This window comes from Sphingomonas folli (assembly GCF_019429525.1).
In the GTDB taxonomy this organism is placed as follows: domain Bacteria; phylum Pseudomonadota; class Alphaproteobacteria; order Sphingomonadales; family Sphingomonadaceae; genus Sphingomonas; species Sphingomonas folii.
Map to the genome: position 1 here is coordinate 183,643 of NZ_JAHXZL010000008.1, position 19,237 is coordinate 202,879.

General features: G+C 66.9%; 15 protein-coding genes and 1 pseudogene. 10 read left to right on the forward strand and 6 right to left on the reverse strand.

The genetic code is table 11. From position 1 onward, the window contains the following. Positions 1-80: 80 nt before the first annotated feature. Together KZ813_RS13610 and KZ813_RS13615 are read right to left on the reverse strand one after the other, a co-directional pair. Positions 81-737, reverse strand: a complete 657-nt coding sequence (locus tag KZ813_RS13610) for a sensor histidine kinase (protein ID WP_219755525.1) — start codon at positions 735-737, stop codon at positions 81-83. 163 nt (positions 738-900) lie between these two features. Next, the gene (locus tag KZ813_RS13615) at positions 901-3,165 is read right to left on the reverse strand and encodes a PAS domain S-box protein (RefSeq protein WP_219755526.1); all 2,265 of its coding nucleotides are present in this window, start codon (positions 3,163-3,165) and stop codon (positions 901-903) included. Positions 3,166-3,300: 135 nt separating this feature from the next. Between KZ813_RS13615 and KZ813_RS13620 the strand changes: the two genes are divergently transcribed. From KZ813_RS13620 to KZ813_RS13650, 9 genes and pseudogenes are all read left to right on the forward strand, one after another. Beyond that, positions 3,301-3,828, forward strand: a complete 528-nt coding sequence (locus KZ813_RS13620) for an SRPBCC family protein (RefSeq protein WP_219755527.1) — start codon at positions 3,301-3,303, stop codon at positions 3,826-3,828. A gap of 11 nt (positions 3,829-3,839) precedes the next feature. Beyond that, complete coding sequence (locus KZ813_RS13625; protein WP_219755528.1) at positions 3,840-5,003, forward strand: zinc-dependent alcohol dehydrogenase; 1,164 nt, start codon at positions 3,840-3,842, stop codon at positions 5,001-5,003. 23 nt (positions 5,004-5,026) lie between these two features. Beyond that, positions 5,027-6,121 (forward strand): hypothetical protein, encoded by a 1,095-nt coding sequence (locus KZ813_RS13630; protein ID WP_219755529.1) that lies wholly within the window; start codon positions 5,027-5,029, stop codon positions 6,119-6,121. Positions 6,122-6,356: 235 nt separating this feature from the next. Further along, positions 6,357-6,479 (forward strand): hypothetical protein, encoded by a 123-nt coding sequence (locus tag KZ813_RS20200; RefSeq protein WP_258046767.1) that lies wholly within the window; start codon positions 6,357-6,359, stop codon positions 6,477-6,479. 303 nt (positions 6,480-6,782) lie between these two features. Continuing rightward, positions 6,783-7,385 carry a hypothetical protein gene (locus tag KZ813_RS13635; protein ID WP_219755530.1) on the forward strand — a complete coding sequence of 201 codons (603 nt, stop codon included), beginning with the start codon at positions 6,783-6,785 and terminating at the stop codon, positions 7,383-7,385. Further along, positions 7,312-8,103 (forward strand): 2OG-Fe(II) oxygenase family protein, encoded by a 792-nt coding sequence (locus KZ813_RS13640; protein ID WP_219755531.1) that lies wholly within the window; start codon positions 7,312-7,314, stop codon positions 8,101-8,103. Before KZ813_RS13635 ends, KZ813_RS13640 begins: the two co-directional genes overlap by 74 nt. Before the next feature lie 86 nt (positions 8,104-8,189). Continuing rightward, a complete protein-coding gene (locus tag KZ813_RS20205; RefSeq protein WP_258046768.1) occupies positions 8,190-8,357 on the forward strand; it encodes a hypothetical protein in 168 nt (55 codons plus the stop codon). 9 nt (positions 8,358-8,366) lie between these two features. Then, positions 8,367-10,976, forward strand: a complete 2,610-nt coding sequence (locus KZ813_RS13645) for a M14 family metallopeptidase (protein ID WP_258046789.1) — start codon at positions 8,367-8,369, stop codon at positions 10,974-10,976. A gap of 94 nt (positions 10,977-11,070) precedes the next feature. Beyond that, positions 11,071-11,786: pseudogene (locus KZ813_RS13650) on the forward strand (IS6 family transposase). Positions 11,787-12,256: 470 nt separating this feature from the next. Here the strand turns inward: KZ813_RS13650 and KZ813_RS13655 are convergent. Next, positions 12,257-13,174: a putative bifunctional diguanylate cyclase/phosphodiesterase gene (locus KZ813_RS13655; protein WP_219755532.1), complete on the reverse strand. Its 918-nt coding sequence runs from the start codon at positions 13,172-13,174 to the stop codon at positions 12,257-12,259. 30 nt (positions 13,175-13,204) lie between these two features. Next, positions 13,205-14,473, reverse strand: coding sequence for a diguanylate cyclase domain-containing protein (locus tag KZ813_RS13660; RefSeq protein ID WP_219755533.1), 1,269 nt, complete (start codon positions 14,471-14,473; stop codon positions 13,205-13,207). Positions 14,474-15,139: 666 nt separating this feature from the next. Between KZ813_RS13660 and KZ813_RS13665 the strand changes: the two genes are divergently transcribed. After that, a complete protein-coding gene (locus KZ813_RS13665; protein WP_308461895.1) occupies positions 15,140-15,457 on the forward strand; it encodes a helix-turn-helix transcriptional regulator in 318 nt (105 codons plus the stop codon). A gap of 93 nt (positions 15,458-15,550) precedes the next feature. On the opposite strand, the gene KZ813_RS13670 is transcribed toward KZ813_RS13665, so the two are convergent. Together KZ813_RS13670 and KZ813_RS13675 are read right to left on the reverse strand one after the other, a co-directional pair. After that, entirely contained in the window at positions 15,551-16,798 is a 1,248-nt protein-coding gene (locus tag KZ813_RS13670; RefSeq protein WP_219755534.1) for a TolC family outer membrane protein, read from the reverse strand. Beyond that, positions 16,791-19,232 carry an ABC transporter permease gene (locus KZ813_RS13675; RefSeq protein WP_219755535.1) on the reverse strand — a complete coding sequence of 814 codons (2,442 nt, stop codon included), beginning with the start codon at positions 19,230-19,232 and terminating at the stop codon, positions 16,791-16,793. Before KZ813_RS13675 ends, KZ813_RS13670 begins: the two co-directional genes overlap by 8 nt. Between the last annotated feature and the right edge of the window lie 5 nt (positions 19,233-19,237).

The window sequence follows — 19,237 nt, forward strand, 5'->3', positions numbered from 1 at the left end:
ACGTGAGCATTCGCACCTTCCCTAAGGAATCTTACGTGGACCTGGGGCTGACGCACGCGGTCGGGATGGTCGAGGTACGATCAGACCGCCCCATTCTGCCCGGGTATTCTGATCTCGAAGCACTTCGACCCGTCCTCGTGCTGGATGAAGACGCCGTCGGCCGAAGCGACAAGGCGCTTGACCAATGACAGGCCCATGCCGTCCTTTCGGGCGCGATCAGTCGCGGGAAACGGGACGCCGTTGTCCTCGACCAGGATCGCGGCGTCCCGCACCCCGTTGCGACGCACCGATATGCGGATGTGGCCGGCCATCCCCTCCTGGAACGCATGCTTGATCGCGTTCGTCGCCAGCTCGTTGACGACGAGCGCCAGCGCGGCAACGTGTTGCGGGCTGAGCCCCTGCACGTCATATTCGGTATGCAGCGAGATGAGGATCGAACGGGGCTCGGTCTGGCTCAGCAGCGCCTCGCACACCTGTTGCAGCGCGCGTTGCAGGCTGCTGGGGTGCCGCTCGTTCAGATCGCTTCGGGCCTGCGCCAGGACCGCGACCCGCGCCATGGCGTCCGCGAGCGCATCGCGCGCTTCGGTATTCGTAGCGCGCCGGCTCTGCATGGACAATAGGCTGACAACAAGCTGCAGGTCGTTGCTGGATCGATGATAGGTCTCGCGCAGCAACAGGTCGTCGCTCGCGGCGGAGCGGCAGGCATATGGCGAGCTTGACGGCTTTCCGTCGATCATCAGCGTTCACCTCAATTTCGATCGGGCTTCCGAAAGCGAACCGACGTGGAGGCTGCTTGATTCTTCGATCACGGTCGGGATCTGAACCCTGCCAACGGCGTCGCCCTTCGGTCGGCAAGGCAATCCTTCCCGATGGCCGGCGGAGGCGGCATCCGGATAAGCCCTAGGTAGGCTTCCGCGCCTTTCCGGCGGTGCCCGACGGCGCGATCCCCGCGGCGAGCGCGATCTGGCCCAATTCGGTCAGGCTGCCGGCGCCCAATTTGGTCATGACCTGGGCCCGATGCAGTTCGACGGTGCGCGGGCTGATACCGAGCCCCTGGGCGATGACCTTGTTGGTGCCGCCGTCGACCAGGCCCACCAGCACCTCCCGCTCTCGCGCCGTCAGCCGGCCGATCTGCGCACTCGCTTCCTCGTTGCGGGTCGCGGGTCGAATGGCGGCCTGGCACTCCGCCAGAACGACGGCCAACTTGTCTTGCAGGAGAGGCTCATCACTGGCCAGGATAAAATCGACAGCTCCGGCTTTCATGGCGGTGACGGCGGCTTCGGCCCCGGCGGTGCGATCATCCAGCGCGATCGTCGGCAAGGCGATGGAGCGTGCCTTCAGCTCACGCGGGATCGAAAGACCGTCATCCCTTTGCTGGCGAAGATCGACCAGGACACACCCGGCTGACAGCACGGGCGCGATATCGAGAAAGACGGCCGCGCTGTCGAAAATGCGGGCATGATAGCCGATCGCACGAACCAGACCCGCGAGACCGCGCGCTGTCGGGCCCATGACGCTGACGATGTAGACCTGCCGACTGTCCTCCTTGGTCAGGTCCTCGGCGATGCCGCCGATACGCGTGATCGCGCCATGGTCGTCTCGAATGGGGAAGCTGGTGTCGCGCAACCACCGCACGCCGTCGTCGGGGGCGCGCACGATCCGGTACTCATATTGCGTGACCTCTCCGCCCTTCACGCTGTCGAAAGCGCGCAGCACCCCCGCCCGATCGTCCGGGTGCACGCCCTCCATCCAGGCCTCCAGATCGCCCGGCGCCTGTTCGAGCGACACGCCGAAGATGCGCTCGAAGGCGGCGCTCCGATAAAGGATCGCGCCCGACGCCGTCTCCGCGATCCACAGCAGGTTGCTGCTGTTCTCGGCGAAGCTGCGGAACTGTGCATCGCTCGCCCGCACGGCGGCTTCGTTGCGGCGCTGCTCGGAAACATCGATCGCAGCGCCGATGAAGCCGATCGCTCGATCATGCCGGAACTCCGTCCGACCCGACGTCGCGATATGACGGGTGATGCCGTCGTTTTGCCCGATCACGCGATACTCGATCGCGTAGCGACCATCGCCCGCCGGATCGACGCAAGCGGCGATGGCGTCCCGAACCAGCGCAAAATCGTCCGGATGAATACCTCTCTCGTACACCGCCATGTCGACCGGATCGTCGGGCGCGAGACCCCACATGCGGCGCAGGCGCTCGTCCCAGTCGAGCGCGCCTGTCACCGGATCCCATGAATAGATGCCGAGGCCGACCAGATCGGTGGCAGCACGCAGACGCGCTTCGCTGCGCTTCGAGGTCTCTTCGAGCGATCGCCGCTCGCTGGTGTCACGCGACACGCCCACGACGAGCTCGACCGAACCATCCTCGGCGCGGATCGGACCCCAGAGATAGGAGAGATACGCGGCGTGGCCCGTCGTACTTTCGAAATATACCTCGTCCTCCACGATGACGGCGTCCTTGAAGACGCGGTCCATGTCGTCGTTCAAGTGCCTCGCCAGCTCGGGCGGATAGCCCAGATCCTCGAAGTTGCGGCCGATCATTTCCTCTGCCGTGAGCCCGAACAGGGCGAGCATCACGGGATTGGCATAGGCGAAGCGGCGCTCTGCATCGAAGGCGTAGACATAGTCAGGGATCGACGACAGCGTCGCTTCCAGGAAGCGTGACTGGCTGGCGTATCTCGCGGCCACCGCTTCGATCTGCTCGGACGCGCGCTTCAGATCGTCGATGTCCTGCACGACGACGATCGCTTCGTCTCCATCGGCACCTTCGCGGCGGAAAGGCACCGCGCTGACGCGCAACCAGCGCTCCGGCCCGTCGTCGCTGCCGTATAGGAAGTCGATGCCCGGCATGACGCGCTCGCCCCGCAGCGCGCGGGCACCGGGATAGTCGCTGGGCGCGATCAGCCGGCCATCAGCGTCGTACCCCCGCCAGCGCCGCGTCTCCGCCGGCTGGCGCGAAGGCAGACGGTCGATGCGTGCATAGTCGCGAAGGGTCTGGTTGAAGTGGGTCAGATTGCCGTCGCGATCATAGACTCCCACCCCGAGCGGCAGGTTTTGGAGCACCGACGCGAGCAGCTTGCGCTCGTCGCGCAGCGCGCGTTCGGCGTGGTCGCGTGCGGACAATCCCGGGCCGGTCTCGTCGCTGGATTGATCGTTTGACATCCGCCCGCCCCCCGCGGGCAGAGACCCGCCAGATCGCTACCATAAGGTAGTTGGGTAAGGTTCCTAAGGGTTTTCACCTATTTGGCCAAATCATAGCCGATCCTAGGTCGGTCTCGTTCCATCGAGGAGACCGGCATGAGCACCGCAGTTCGGCAAGACCCGCCTGGGGCGGCGCTCGATGCCTCCGCGCATGCCGCGGTCACGATCGACCGCCCGGCCGACGATCTTCGCACGCTCTGGCTCGATCCTCGGACGCAGGCCCGCATATGGGCACATTTCGCCGATGTGACCGCGCGCGACGACGGCACCGCCGACTGGATCGCTCGCGGCCCGGCAGGCGGGCAGTATCGCTGGCGCACGAAGATCATGGCCACCAGCCCGGACGATATCCGCTGGGCCTCGCTGGACGGCGCCGACGTGCCGAACACCGGCGCGCTGGCGTTGCGCCCGGCGCCGGGCGATCGCGGCACCGAGCTTCATCTCGATGTGCGGTTCGATCCGCCCGGCGGGATCATCGGCAAGGCGGCGAGCAAGCTGTTTCACATCGTGCCCGGCGAGATCGTGCGGAAGGCGCTCTACCAGTTTCGCGCCCTCGCGCTGACCGGCGAGATCCCCACCACCGATCCACAGCCTGCCGCCCGCCAGGGCGGGGCCGACCGCTAGGAGCCGGGCCGATGCGCGCACTTTGCTGGAATGGCGTCAACGATCTTCGCGTTGAGACCGTCGCCGACCCCGAGATCCTCAATCCCCAGGACGTGATCCTCAAGGTCCGCCTTACCACCACCTGCGGCTCCGACCTGCACCTCATCGACGGGCTGATTCCAACGATGCGCGAGGGCGATGTGCTGGGTCACGAGTTCATGGGCGAGATCGTCGACGTCGGGCGCGACGTCACCAAGGTGAAGCGCGGCGACCGGGTCGTGGTCCCGTCCTTCATCGCGTGCGGAAAATGCTGGTATTGCGCGCACGACCTCTACTCGCTCTGCGATACCAGCCACCCCAAACCCGAGCTGCAGGAACCGCTGCTCGGCTATCCGACCGCTGGCATCTATGCCTATTCGCACGCCTTCGGCGGCTATGCCGGATCGCACGCCGAATATGTCCGGGTGCCGTTCGCCGACACCGACTGCTTCGTCGTGCCCGACGGACTCCCCGACGAGGACGCGCTGTTCATCTCGGACGCCGCGCCGACCGGCTTCATGGGCGCGGACTTCTGCAACATCCAGCGCGGCGACGTGATCGCGGTCTGGGGCTGCGGTGGGGTGGGCCTGATGGCGCAGCAGAGCGCGATGATCCTCGGCGCCGAGCGCGTGATCGCGATCAACCAGTACCCGGAACGGCTGGCGCAGGCGGAGGCGTTCGGCGCTACCCCGCTCGACTTCACCAAGGTCGACGTGGTCGAGGCGCTGAGGGAACTGACGGGCGGACGAGGCCCGGACGCGTGCATCGATGCCGTCGGCATGGAGGCGGACGGCACGGGCACGCAGCATGCCTACGACCGAATCAAGCAGGCGCTGTACATTGAAACCGATCGCGGCGCTGCGCTGCGTCAGGCGATGCTCGCGGTCCGTAAGGGCGGCACGCTGTCGATCCTCGGCGTCTATGGGGTGCTGGACAAGTTTCCGCTCGGCCTGTTGATGAACAAGGGCGTGACCGTGCGGACAGCGCAGCAGCACGGTCAGGCCTATGTCCCGCGCCTTCTCGACCACGCCTTGCGCGGCGAACTGACGCCGGCGGCGCTCGCTACCCATCGCTTTTCACTGGAGGACAGCCCGGCGGGGTATCGCATGTTCAAGCACAAGGAGGATGGCTGTCTCCGGGCGGTGTTCGCACCGTGAAACGGCAGCGGAGGCGGGGCTAGGTGATGGGGCTAGAACAAGCGCTCGGGATTGCGCTGACCCTGCTGTTCCTGGCCGATGTCTTCCTGACCGTGCTCTATGCGCGAGCGGGCACCGGCCTTCTCGCGCCTCGCTGGAACCGGGCGGCTTGGACGCTGCTCCGCGCCGTCGCCGGCCTGGCGGGCGGACGTCGCGGCACAGTGCTGTCGCTTGCCGGTCCGCTTATCGTGGTGTCGCTGATCGGTTTCTGGTCGACCGGCTTCACGCTGGGTGCTGCGCTGGTCATCCAGCCCGAACTCGGCACGGCAATTCGCCCTTCGAGCGGCGAAGCACGGACCGACTTCGTGACTGCGCTTATGGTCGCGGGCAACAGCCTGTCGATCGTCGGCGGCGGTGACTATTCGCCGTACACGACCGGCACGCGCCTGCTTTTCCTCGCAAACTCCCTGATCGGCACCTCGGTGCTGTCGCTGGTGCTGAGTTATATCGTTCAGATCTATTCGGGCCTGCGCGAGCGCAACGCGCTGGCACTGGCGGTCGACCTGATGACCGACGGCACCGGCGACGCCGCGGTCATGCTCGCGCGCCTCATGCCTCGAGGCGATCCTTCGGACCTGAAGAGCGCATTGGGAAACTTGGTCGGCTCGCTCGCCGCGACCAAGGAGGCGCATCATTTCTACCCTCTGCTGTTCTATTTTCGCTTCGAGGAGCCGCGCTACGCGGTGTCGCGCTTCAGCTTCGTCCTGCTCGACGCGACCACGCTGATCGAAACCGCGCTCGACCCGCAGCGCTATGGCGGCCTTGCGACCTGCGCGTCTGTCGCCGCGATCCGCAGGGGGGCGTGGATGCTGCTGGAGACGCTCGGCGCTCATTATCCCACTGCCGACGATCGTACCGACGCCCCCGTCGGGGCCGTCTCGCGTCTTGGCAGCTATCTGGCGGCGACGCGGATCCTTGAGCGCGCGGGCATCGCAGTCCGTCCGGACGCCGCCGAAGCCTATGTTGCTCGCCGCCAGGAATGGGCCCCGCTCGTCCGGCGGGTCGCGCCGACGTTGGGTTACGCCATGTCCGAGATCGATCGGCGGTCGCCGTTGGCGCAAACAGGCGTGGCAGATTGAGCATCTAAACGGAGATCGTCACCGCTCTACGTGCGGCAAGTCGCGCTCTGGCTTGCAAGGCGAAGCCGATGACAGAACCCATCGATCATGACCCGGCGCTAGCGCTAAGCACCACCCAACTGTCTGAACAAGCGTCCATGAAAAGCGACCGCGTTCCGAGAGCGGCCATTCCGCTTTCCTGCCAATCAGGCCAGCCGGACAGCGGCGCGCACGTCCAGGAGGCCGGATTGGCGAGATGAACAAGCGTTCGAAGTGGGGAGGACGGCAGGTGGCCCTGAGTGACCGGTATTGGGTCGACGAGCTGACCATCGCTCCGTTGCAGCAATCCTCTGCTTTGATGCGCGACGACGCCGGCTAGGACGCCGACGGCCGATCCCGATGTGGCATCATGCATGGGGTAGCGGCTTCTTCTGCAGCATAGGCGCCATCAAGGGAGGTCAATCATCACTGATCGACCCTGATGCAGGGGCCGGTCGGTCCGTCGTCATGGACCCGAGCGTGTGCTCCTGTCGTCAGACATTTCACTACGTGTCATAAGTCTTCTGCTTCCGTCTGTTCACCGAAGCGATGCTTCGCCATTCTGGCAACGCCACATCGCTAGGAGAAAGCCACTGTGATCGGGAAGTTACGTGCCGTGAGCGCGGCTCGGGCGTCGGGCGACTTGGCGACTGCACTGAATCGCTGCCGGGAGGCGGTGCGCGCTCGGCCAGAGAGCCCCGTCGCGGAGCACAACCTCGCGTCCGTTCTCGGCGACATGGGGGATGCCGCCGGCGCCCTGCGAGCGAGCGAGCGTGCTTTGGCGAAGGGCGGCCGGGCGCCCGAGACACAGCTCGTTCGTGCTCGGGCGTTGCAGGCGTTGGGAGCGCTGGACGCAGCAGAGCAGGGCTATGTCGCAGCCATTGCGGCTCGAGCCGACTACGCCACAGCACACCGCGATCTGGCGCAGTTGCGCTGGATGCGCACAGCGGACCTGAGCCATGCGATGGCGGAACTGGCGGGCGCGCCTGCGTCGCTCGAACTCGCGCTCGTCCGCTCCACTGTGCTCCAAGCGGGCGGGCATGCCGACGCGGCCGCTATAGTTCTCGACGAGGCACTGCGGCGCGCGCCGGGCGAGATCGCGCTCCTGCTCGCCGCTGCGGCGCTGGCGGCGAAGACGGCCCGAGGAGCAGCTCCGTCACGCCACTTCGGCATTGCGCGCGGCCCCGGGCAGCGTCGCGACGGCGCGCGCCGCGGTCGAAGCGCTGCTCCATGCGGAGCGCATTGAAGAGGGCGTCACGCTTGCTGAGCGGATCGTCGCCGCCGCGCCCGACGATCAGGGTGCGATAGCGCTGCTCGCAACGGCTTGGCGGCTCGCCGGCGACCAGCGCCACGCGGCGCTGTGCGACGATCCCGCGCTCGTCTCAACCGCGCTCATAACCGCGCCGGCGGGTTGGCCCGACCTGCCGGCCTTCCTGAGAGAGCTGGCGATGGCGCTTGAGGCGTTGCACGCTTGGCGCACCCATCCCCTGGAACAGTCAATGCGCCACGGCTCGCAGACCCAGGTTGACCTCACCCGGTGCGATGCACCGGTGATCCGCGCGCTGTTCGCCGCCCTGCACGCGCCGATCCGCGCCCATATAGACCAGCTCGGGCCCGGCAGCGACCCGGTGCGGCGCCGTGCGACCGGCAGCTATTGCTTCGCCGGTGCTTGGTCGGTCCGGCTCCGTCCGGGCGGGTACCACGAGGATCACGTCCATCCCGCCGGCTGGATCTCCTCCGCGTTCTACGTCTCGCTGCCCGAGGCGGCGCGACCGGTGCCGGAGGGTTGGCTCTCGCTCGGTCGGCCGGGGGTGCCGACGCGACCGCCGCTCGCGCCGTCGCGCCATATCGCGCCCGCGCCGGGCATGCTGGTGCTGGTCCCCTCCTACCTGTGGCACGGCACCGAGCCGTTCGGGGGCGAGCGGCCCCGTCTGACCGTCGCCTTTGACCTAGTGCCGGGCTGAAACGAGCTTTTTTCGGCGGCGCGGGTGTGGTGCGCGACATCGGCTGCGTCTGACATGCGGATCGACGGGACAATGAGGGGAACGAGATGAGATCGGCCATGCTGTGCGGCGCCGCCGCGTTGATCACCACCGCGAGCGCGTTGGCCGAGCCGATCTCCCCCAAGGTAGGCCCGCTGCCATCACCCGCCGAGGCGTTCCCGACCGAGCCGGGCAGCGACTATTATCTCGCCGACTACGACGCCTATGAGCGTTAACTCAAGGCGCTGACGGCGCGCTCCGACCGCATCAAGCTGATCGACATCGGCCGCTCGGCGGAGGGCCGGACGATGTGGATGGCGGTGGTGTCGTCCCCGCAGAACCTCGCCAAGCTCGACCGCTACAGGGAGATCGCGCGCCGCCTCGCCAAGGCCGAGGGGCTGGACGAGCAGCAGGCCACCGCGCTGGCGCAGGAGGGGCGTGCGATCGTCTGGATCGACGCCGGGCTCCACGCCACCGAGACGGTGACGACGCAGAGCCAGATCCACGTGCTGTATCGCCTGCTGAGCGGCGACGATGCCGAGACGCGCCGCACGCTCGACGACACGATCGTGCTATTCGGCCAAGACAATCCGGACGGGCTCCAGCTCGTCGCCGACTGGTACATGCGCAACAAGGACCCCAAGCAGCGCGAGTTCCGCACCATCCCGCGCCTGTATCAGAAGTATGTCGGGCACGATAACAACCGCGACAGCTTCATGTCGCAGATGCCGGAAACGACCGCGCTCAACCGCGTCTTCTTCCGCGAGTGGTTTCCGCAGATCATCTTCAACCAGCACCAGACCGGTCCGGCGGGGATGGTGGTGTTCGTCCCGCCGTTCCGCGACCCCTTCAACTACAATTACGCGCCGCTGGTGATGAACGAGCTGCAGGAGGTCGGCGCGGCGATGCACAGCCGGCTGGTGGCGGAGAACAAGGGCGGTTCCGGCGCGCGCTCGGCCGCGCCATATTCCACCTGGCACAACGGCATGGTCCGCTCGATCGCCTATTTCCACAACTCGATCGGCTTGCTCACCGAGATCATCGGCGGGCCGACGCCGGAGAAGATCCCGCTACTCGCCGACACGCAGCTGGCGCGCAACGACGAGACGCTGCCGATCGCGCCGCAGGAATGGCACCTGCGCGACAGCCTCGAATATCAATGGTCGCTCGACCGCGCGGTGATCGACTATGCCGCGCGCAACCGCGAGCGGCTACTCATGAACATCTGGCGCATGGGCGACGCGGCGATCCGCCGCGGCGAGCGCGACAGCTGGACGATCACGCCCAAGCGCGTCGACGCGCTCAAGGAGGCGGACAAGACCGCCAAGGCGGACGAGGGCTATGTCGGCTACAACAGCCGCGCGCGCGAGGGGATGGTCGCCGCGCCGCTGTACGGCAGCATGCTGCACGACCCCGCCGCGCGCGACCCGCGCGCCTATGTGCTGGTGCCCGAGCAGCAGCGCGACCTGCCGACCACGATCACCTTCCTCAACACGCTGCTAAAGAACGGCGTCGACGTCGAGCGCGCGGCGCAGCCCTTCACCGCGGGGGGCAAAAGCTACCCCGCCGGCGCCTATGTCGTTCGCACCGGGCAGGCGTACCGGCCGCACGTGCTCGACATGTTCGAGTCGCAGGACCATCCGCATGACGCGGAATATCCCGGCGGCCCGCCCAAGGCGCCGTACGACATCACCGGCTATACCTTGGCCTATCAGATGGGCGTCGCCTTCGATCGCGTGCTGGACGGGGTGCCCGGCGCGCTCACGCGCGTCACCGCGGAGCAGCTCGCGCCGCCGCCCGGGCGCGTGATCGGCGGCGGCGCGGCGGGATGGCTGATCGGCCACGAGAGCAACAACGGGTTCATACTGACCAACCGCCTGCTCAAGGCGGGGGTGCCGGTGCGCTGGCTCGCCGGCGAGCAGCGCGTCGCTGGCCAGACGCTGGCCGCGGGCGCGCTGTTCGTCTCGGCCTCGCCGCAGGCACGCGCGATCATCACCGCGGCCGCGCCGCTGGGGGTGGACGCCTTTGCGATCGGCAAGGCGCCGGCGGGCACGGGCGTGGAACTCAAGCCGGTGCGCGTCGGGCTCGTCGATCGCTACGGCGGGATCATGCCGGCGGGTTGGACCCGCTGGCTGCTCGAGCAATATGAGTTTCCGTTCGAAGTGGTGTACCCGGGTCAGCTCGACGCCGGTGACCTGAAGCAGCGCTTCGACGTGCTGCTGTTCGCCGACGGCACCGTCCCAGTAACGCGCGGTGGCGCCTATCCCGGCGGCTATCGCTTCGATCTGCCCAAGCCCGAGGCGATCCCCGAGGCCTATCGCGGCTGGCTCGGCGAGGTCTCGGCTGAGAAGACCAAGCCCGCTATCGACGCCGTCGCGCGCGCGGGCGGCACCGTCATCACCGTAGGCAGCGCCAACGCGCTGGCGACGATGCTGAGCCCGGCGATTCAGCCGGCGCTGGTCACCCGCAAGCCCGACGGCAGCGCCGCGGCGCTCGACAAGAAGGACTTCTACATCCCCGGTGCGCTGGTGCGCGCCAGCGTCGATCCGCGCCAGCCGCTCGCTTACGGCATGACGCCGCAGGTCGATATGTTCTTCGACGAGAGCCAGCCCTTCGTCCCGGCAGCGGGCGCCACCCGGATCGCCTGGTTCGACGCGGCGCAGCCGCTGCGGAGCGGCTGGGCGGTCGGGCAGGAGCGGCTGCGCGGCACCGTGGCGGTCGCCGACGTCGACCTCGGGCGCGGCAAATTGTTCGCGATGGGCCCGGAGGTGACCCAGCGCGCGCAGCCCTACGCCACGTTCAAGCTGCTGTTCAATGGCATCCTCTACGGCCCGGCGGTCGCCGCGACGCGCTGAGGCTGGCGGGCAGGATGATTGCGAGTACACTCGGTAATGGAGGGCTCTGTCAAAGCTAATGCACTTCCGGCGCTCGCCGCGGTAGGGGAGGGGCATGCCCCGCCCGCGCAAGCCAGCCTCGCCGTTCCGCTACTTCAACTCGTCGCCTGAGGTGATCCGGTTGGTGGTGCTGATGTACGTGCGCTTCCCGCTGTCGCTGCGGAACGTGGAGGACCTGCTGTTTGAGCGCGGGATCGACCTATGCCATGAGACGGTCAGGCTGTGGTGGAACAGGTTTGGTCCGCTGTTCGCGGGCGAGGTGCGGCGTCAGCGGGTGAGCCGCATGCGAGGCTTCCGCCACTGGCGCTGGCATCTGGACGAAATGTACGTGAAGCTGAATGGCGAGATGGTCTACTTGTGGCGGGCCGTCGATCACGAGGGTGAGATCCTCGAGAGCTACGTCACCAAGGCCCGTGACAAGAAGGCAGCGCTCGCGTTCATGAAGAGGGCGCTCAAGCGCCACGGCTCGCCCGAGGCGATCACCACCGACGGTCTGCGCTCCTACGGCGCTGCTCTGTCTGAGCTCGGCGCCGCGAGAAGCAGGAGGTTGGTCGCTGGGCCAATAACCGGGTCGAGAACTCGCACCTGCCGTTCAGGCGACGAGAGCGGGCGATGCTGCGGTTCCGGCAGATGCGCACCTTACAGAAGTTCGCCTCAGTCCACGCCAACGTCCACAACCACTTCAACCACGAACGCCACCTCGTCGACAGGCAGACCTACAAGCAGCGCCGCTCCGCGGCGCTGGCTCAGTGGCAGGCGCTCGCCAGCTGAGTCGATGCAGACGAAGGGCGAGGTGCATCGTGTAGAGACGAGTTCGCGTTAGACTGACAGCACCCGCATAGCGGGTAGAGGAAATGGCGCCGATAGCTGTTGAAAGACGCGTGATCACGTACACTGCCCAACATGGATCCACCCGCCTGCATCAGTCAGGCAATGCGCATCATTGATTAAGATCAGGCTACAGGCTGTAAGGCAGATGCGAGGTGGTCGCCCGTTGACAGCCACGAACGCGTCGGTTCTGAAGGCCCAAGTCAGCCCTTGCAGATTGCCTTGACGAGCATCGGAGCACACGCGACCGATCGCTCACAAACGCCTGACAAGGCGGGGCAAGCATCAAGAGCTCCATGATCGGTCGAGCTTTCGCCGAGTTCTAGAAAATATTCGTTCGTGTTGCCCACCTCCGCGGTGTGTAGATGCGGCTCAAGGCTGGGTCATCTATGCGAAGCTGACCGAGGAATCCTCTAAGCGGCAGGAAGCGCATCTTTGAGTTCATGGTTATACCTACGGACGGTGGTCGGCATGATCGGCTGTGTCACCTCCAACACGCGCTGGAACGCTGCTTCGTTGAGGGGCCGACTGATGTGGTATCCTTGGATCGTGTCACATCCTTCCGCCACGGAGAAGGCAAGCTGCTCGCCTGTCTCAACGCCCTCCACGGTGGTGGCTATGCCGAGGCAGGAGCTCATCGTGATGATGGCGCGGATAATAGCCGCACTCTCCGAGTCTTCCGGGATCTGACGCACAAACGACTGATCGATCTTGATTTTGTCGAATGGGAATTTGCGAAGGTAGCTGAGCGACGAATAGCCAGTGCCGAAATCGTCCATCGAGATCCGCACGCCGGCTTCCTTCAGGCAAGCCAGTGTTGCTAGCGTACGCGCTTCGTCGTTGAGCAGTACGCCCTCGGTGATCTCCAATTCCAGCCGATTCGGCGCTAAGCCGGATGAGCTGAGCGCGGACATTACCACGGATGCCAACGTCGGATCGCGGAACTGCGCTGGTGATAGATTGACCGCGACGGTGATGTGCGCCGGCCAGGTTGCCGCTTGCGCACAGGCCGTCCTTAGGACCCAGTCGCCGAGCGGGAGAATAAGGCCCGTTTCTTCGGCCAGGCCGATGAAGTCGATCGGCGGTATCAAACCTCGTTCCGGATGGTTCCACCGCACCAACGCCTCTGCACCAGTGATCTCGCCATTCTTAGCGTTCATCAAAGGCTGATAGTGCAGCTCAAGCTCGCCGCCGTCGATCGCGTGACGCAGGCCGATCTCCAGGCGACGACGCTCCTGGGTCTCCTCGTCAAGCCGGGGATCGTAACGCCGCGAGGTCGCGCGGCCCTCTGCCTTTGCGGCGTAGAGGGCCAGATCGGCATTGCGTAACAATTCGGCGGGATCATCGCCGTCGTGCGGTGCTCAAGCGAAGCCGACGCTTGCGCCGAGGTGTAGTGCCTGACCGAGGTAGGTGAATGGCCGTTCACCGATCGTCTGCACCAACCTTTTAGCCAGGACGGCGACCGAGTCGAGGTGATCCGCGGAGACCTGGAGGATCGCAAACTCATCACCGCCAAGTCGCGCCAGCACGTCGCCATCGCGCAGCGTGGACTGCAGTCGCTCCGCTACCATCCGCAGGATCGTGTCTCCCGCCGCATGCCCCATCGAGTCGTTGATCGGCTTGAAACGATCAAGGTCGATCATCAACACGGCGAAGGATTGATCGCTCGACCGGCGGGAGGCAGCGTGAATGGAGAGAAGATCTAAGAAGCGGGTGCGATTGGCCACGCCGGTCAAAGCGTCGTTGAACGCCAGCGTCCGCATGCGTGCCTCGGTACGCAGGCGCTCGCGCTGATCCCGGACGGCGATCACCGTCTGCACCTTGTGCCCGAGCGCGACCTGCGAGCGCAGCACGCGAACTGGGATCATACCGTCGCTTGCGGTAAGGAGCTGAGCCTCACGCTCCTCACGCTCGGGCATGCTCTCGAAGTCCACGCCCGGGAGTAACTTACTCAGCGAGAATCCGGCAAGCGTGCTGGCGCTGTAGTCGGACAGTCGTTCGATACTCTGGTTGGCGGTGATGACCTCGTCGCCGCGGCAGATCAGCAGACCTTGCAAAGCCACGTCGGCGAGCTCGCGGAGGCGCCGTTGATCCTGGCGCCATCTCGCCTTCGCGGCCAAGTCGAAACGCCAGCCGACGACCGCGAGCGTCAGCAGCGCCGTGGAGACGCCCGCAACCCACGGAGTGACGGTCGACGGTGACATGGCGTTGGAAGGAAAGACGACGGCGCTGTCGCCATGCAGCGTCATGGCGGACATGCCGCAGAAGTGTAGGATGGCGATGGAGAGCAGCAGCAGCGGCGGCGCCGCCCGACGAAAACGACGACGACGGTGAGACAACGTCATCATGCCTAGGCCCATGACGGGCACACCGACCAGCACCGACGCCAGAACCAGAGGCAGGTTCCATGAGACGCTGCCGCGCACCAAGTAGGCCGACTGGCCGATGTAGTGCAGCCCTGCGATGCCCACGCCGATGACCACGCCGGCGACGAATTGGCGTGAACTGCGTCGCGAACTCATCGACACTAAGATACCTGCGCCGATGCCTGCGATCGCGCAGGCAAGCGACACAGCGGTGCGCGACGGATCGAAGGCGGCGTCGATGCCGGGCTTGAAGGCCAACAGCACGATGAAGTGAGTCGCCCAAGCGGTGCACCCGCCCGCCACAACACTCACCAGCGCCCAGCGCCGACGTGGAACGCCCTCGGCGCGTGCCGCGTGGCGGGCGATGGCCAAAGGTGGCGTACACGCCAACCCCGCACACTAGGGCCGCTAGAACCACCAGCAGATGGTCATGGCTCTGTGCGACGCAGTGCGCGATGGTCGTAAGGAGACTTATTTGAACGGCCTACGACCGGAATCTTAACACCGATCAAATGCCAGAGCGCACGGCTAAACAGGCCGACGCTATCACCGATGCGACTCGTACGCTCCTACAACGCCGCGTCCACCGAGCCTGATCTCAGAGCTTTCGCTGACGGAGAGAGTGGGTCGATGCTTGGATCGAGCATCTCCGCTGCCTGCTTTGGCACCATGCCTGTAAGAGTGCAGCGAGGTGCGTAGACGGAGCGCACGAGTTCGTGAGCGATGGGCCACTCTCGGCGTCAGTCGTGGTGCCCTGCCGCGTGGATGGACCATCGTGGGTTCTTGAGGTGGTGAGAACCGGATCAGCGCGGTGGTCAGCTACAGCTCGTATTAGACCTAAGTCGAAGGTTTTTTGTTAACATACGTTGGTTAGCGCTCCGTCTCGCGGCGATCCGTGCCATCCATGAACAACCGAGCGTCACGTGGGACGTGCCCGGGCTGGCCAAGACTGCAGCGATGTCGCGCTCGGCCTTTTTCGAGCGCTTCCGGCGCACGGTCGGCATGGCGCCGATGGAGTATCTCCTGCACTGGCGGATGGTGCTCGCGAAGCGATCGCTTGAAGAGGGAAAGCTTGCCGTCGCCGAGATCGCCCGGGAGGTTGGCTACAGCTCCGCCAGCACCTTCAGTGTTGCCTTCTCGCGCCATGTCGGTGCCACGCCGACCATGTACGCGCGACGAAAGCTGCTCGAGAACGAGCCTGCAAGCGACCCGCTGCGCCAGCATGAACCAGTGTCCGCTTTTGGGTAGCGAGAAAGACGCACTGAATGGCTGGTTCTGGGTCACAGTCGCCCTGCGAGGCGCCCACGGTGCGCGGTTGTGGCAACCACGGCCTAGTAACCGTTAGCCGAAGATGCCAGCGTTGAGGGCGCCTACGGAGCGCAGAAGCACGGCCTGATTGACGACTAAGTCGCTGCGTGCGCCGGCCAACGAGAGCTGCGCACCGCGCAGGCTCTGATCGGCGATCAGAATGTCCAGTGTGGATCGAAGCCCCAGTGAATATTCCGCGCGAACGCCCTCCAGCGCACGCGTGGCGGCCGCCACCGCGCGCTCACCCGCGTCGACACGCGCGCGAGCCGCGGCAGCGTTGGACCAGGCGGTGTCGGCGTTGCGCACGGCCTCGCGCTCCGCCGCATCACGATCATAGCCGGCGGCACGTGCACCCGCCGCTGCGGCGCGCACGCGCGATGCCACGACGCCGCCAGTCAGCAGCGGCAGGCGAAACGTCACTCCTGCGCTCGCGGCTCGGAGCGCACCGTCGCGCGACCCGAATGCGAAGCCGTAGCCATAGCTGCCGCCGAGGCCGAGCGATGGCGCGCCCTCAGAGCGGGCCTGATCGACCCGCGCGCGGGCTGCCTGCTCGTCTGATGCCGCCGCTAGTACGCCAGGATTGGCCTGAACGGCGCGCTCACGCGCCGCCAATGCACTGGAGGGCAGGCCGGGTAGCGCCGCGCTAGGCTGCTCCAGCCGTCCGGGAGCGCGTCCGACCAGGGCGCGGTACTGCGCCTCCGCGGCGGCGAGCGCGGCACGGGCGCTCAGCTCCGTCGCGGTCGCCCCCTCACGTTGGGCGCGCAACTGCATCACGTCGGTCTGCGTGCCGGTCCCCAGCCGGAAGCGCGCCTCTGCTTCAGCAACTTGCCGATCGAGCAACGTGATCTGCGCGCTCGCGATCGTCAACGCCTGCTGCTGGAGCAGCAGGTCGGCGAAGGCGGCGACTACGTCGACCAGCACGCTTGCCTCCACGTCGCGCAGCGCTTGCGCACCGGCGGCCCCGTCGGCGTTCGCGGCGCGTACCGCGCTGCGAACCCGCCCACTGGTCCAGATCGGCAAGTCGGCGGACACGCCACCGGCGGTGTTGCCACCACCGTAGAAGCGGTCGTAGCCGCCGTTCGCCTCGACGACGGCGGTGAGCCGACCGAGAGCCCGCGCCTGTTCGGGCAGTTCGGCGCGGGCGTCCTGTCGTGCCCGTGCCGCGGCGAGCAACGGGCTGGTCGCCGCCGCGGCGCGGACAGCCTCGGCCAGGGTCTCGGCCCGCGTCGGCGCGCCGGCGACCGCCAGCGACGCGGCCGCGAGCAGCAGTCGTCTATTCATGTCGCAGCGCCCACGCCGGGGTGGCGCGGCTCGCGCGAATCGACTGCGACAGCACCGTCACCACCGCGATCACCAACGTCAGCGCGCTCGCGCCAAGGAAGAACAGCGGGGACAAGGCGACGTGGTCGTCGAACCCAGCGAGCCACGTGCGCATCGCTACCCAGGCGAGCGGCCAAGCGATCAGATTTGCTAACAGCACCGGGCGCAGGAACTGCCCGACGAGCAGCTTGGCAACGTCGTTCGAGGTCGCTCCCAGCGTCTTGCGCACGCCGATCTCACGTGTGCGCCGGGCGGTGGTGAAGGACGCGAGGCCCCACAACCCCACACATCCGATCGCGACGGCCAGGATCGCGCCGATCGCGAACAGGTTCGCCATCTGCTGGTCGGACTTGCCGAGCCGGTCGAGCGCCTGCACAGCGGTGTAGCCGTCGAACGGCAGCCGCGGTACCGTTCCGCGCCACTCGGCCTGGGCGCGCTCGAGAAAGGTCTTGGTGTTGCCGTCGAAGCGGATCACGGCGATGCCGTTCTTCACCGTGCGCGCCGACAGGAGATAGAGCGTGGGCGACACCGGTCGGCGCGCCGAATCGACCCGCATATTCTCGATCACGCCGACGATCGTGCGCGGCCCCTCGGTGGGTCCCACCGTCCGGCCGATCGCGTCGGCGGGTGAGGCGAAGTGGAATGCGCGCGCCGCGGCGCGGTTGATCACCACGTTGGCGGGAGCGTTCGTGTTTGATCCATCCTGCGCGATGTCGGGGTCGCGGTCGGCCGGGCGCGCCGGGTCGAGCAGTCGCCCGGCGAGCAGCCGCGCACGCAGCGTCTCGAAATAGCCCTGCGACACCGAGTAGAACTCGATCGAGGGCCCGTACCCGGGCAAGCCGGGCACCGCATAGGTGTTTGCCGACACATAGTTGCCGATGCCGGGAACGCTGGTGCCCGCTGCCGCCGACCGAGCGCCCGGCAGTGCGGCGAAGCGGCGCAGCAGGTCGGTGCGCTGCGCCTCGTCCAGGCTGGCGCTGGCGTAGGAGCGGACCAGCAGCAGCTGCTGACGGTCGTAGCCGACGTCGGCGCTGCGGACGTGATGCGTCTGCGCGACGAGCACGGCGGTACCGACAATCAGCGCGATCGTCACCGCGAACTGGAACACGACCAGCGCCTCACGGACGCGCGCGCCGGCGTGGCCGCCGCCCGGGCCGCGCGCCGAGGCTAGCACCGCGGCGGCAGGGACGCGCGCTAGCACGATCGCCGGGTACAGGCCCGCCGTCAGTCCCACCACCAGCGCGAGCAGCAGCAGCGGCAGCAGCACGCCATCGACGCCGGCGTAGCGGATCGAGAGCGTCAGCCCGGTCGCCGCGTTGATCAGCGGCACGCCCAGCTCGGCGAGACCGAGCCCCAGCGCGGCGGCAGCCAGCGCGGTGACCACTGCCTCTCCGAGATAGTGACGCATTAGGGCGGCGCGATCGGCGCCGAGCACCTTCCGCATTCCCACCTCGCGCGCGCGCAGCCCGGCGCGCGCGGTGGCGAGATTGACGTAGTTCACCACGGCGACGAGCAGCGTCAGCAACCCGATGATGCCGAGTGTCGCCACCATCAGTCTGGAGCCGGGCGCCTCGAAATGGCGCGACGCGATCGGTCGGACGTTGAAGGCGAAACGATAGTCGGGGACCTCGGGAGTCTCGTTGGTGACGTGGCGCGCCGCCAGTGCCGGCAGCGCCGCCGCGAACCGCTCCGCCGCCTCCCGCCCGGGGAGCCGGACGAAGGTCTCGACGCTGTTGTAGTTCCACTGGTGGTTCGACTTATAATCGGGATCGGCAGGCGACTCCGAGTAGGTCATCGGCGCGATCAGGTCGAAGCGCAGCTCGGACGCGTCGGGCAGATCGGGGACGACCGCGACAACGCGATAATTGGTCTGCTGGCCGCGGCTCGTCACCGGCAGCGTGCCACCTAGCGCAGCGGTAGGGGAGCCGAAATATTTCGCGGCGGTGCGCGCGGTGATCACCAATTGGCTCGGATCGCGGAATAACGGCGGCAGCGCGCCCGCGACCGGGCTCAGCCGGAATACCGCGAACACGTCCGGGTCGACCGATGCGAGGCGCTCGCGCACGCCGATGCCGTCTCGGACCACCGCGACGTCGCGGCTCTCCACCCGCGTGCCGATCGTGCCGGGCAGGTCGGCGCGGATCGCGGTGAGCGCGGCGACTGGGGAGTTCTGCGTATGGGCCGCATCCTCCGGTGCGCCGGTGCCCGCCCCACCGACGAGGTAGAGGTCCTGCCAGCCCGGCAGCCACTTCTCGTATGAGGTCTCGAAGCGGACGTAGAGGCCGAGCACGAGGAACACCGCGATGCCGAGCGCCAGGCCGCCGATGTTGAGCGCGGCGTAGAGGCGGTGGCGGGTGAGCGAGCGCCAGAAGGCGACGAGCGTGAAGCGATCCATGTCGG

Excerpts from the sequence above, each read along its gene's own strand:
- KZ813_RS13610 (WP_219755525.1), bottom strand. The coding sequence starts at position 737 with ATGATCGACGGAAAGCCGTCAAGCTCGCCATATGCCTGCCGCTCCGCC.
- KZ813_RS13615 (WP_219755526.1), bottom strand. The coding sequence starts at position 3,165 with ATGTCAAACGATCAATCCAGCGACGAGACCGGCCCGGGATTGTCCGCA.
- KZ813_RS13620 (WP_219755527.1), top strand. The coding sequence starts at position 3,301 with ATGAGCACCGCAGTTCGGCAAGACCCGCCTGGGGCGGCGCTCGATGCC.
- KZ813_RS13625 (WP_219755528.1), top strand. The coding sequence starts at position 3,840 with ATGCGCGCACTTTGCTGGAATGGCGTCAACGATCTTCGCGTTGAGACC.
- KZ813_RS20200 (WP_258046767.1), top strand. The coding sequence starts at position 6,357 with ATGAACAAGCGTTCGAAGTGGGGAGGACGGCAGGTGGCCCTGAGTGAC.
- KZ813_RS20205 (WP_258046768.1), top strand. The coding sequence starts at position 8,190 with ATGAGATCGGCCATGCTGTGCGGCGCCGCCGCGTTGATCACCACCGCG.
- KZ813_RS13670 (WP_219755534.1), bottom strand. The coding sequence starts at position 16,798 with ATGAATAGACGACTGCTGCTCGCGGCCGCGTCGCTGGCGGTCGCCGGC.
- KZ813_RS13675 (WP_219755535.1), bottom strand. The coding sequence starts at position 19,232 with ATGGATCGCTTCACGCTCGTCGCCTTCTGGCGCTCGCTCACCCGCCAC.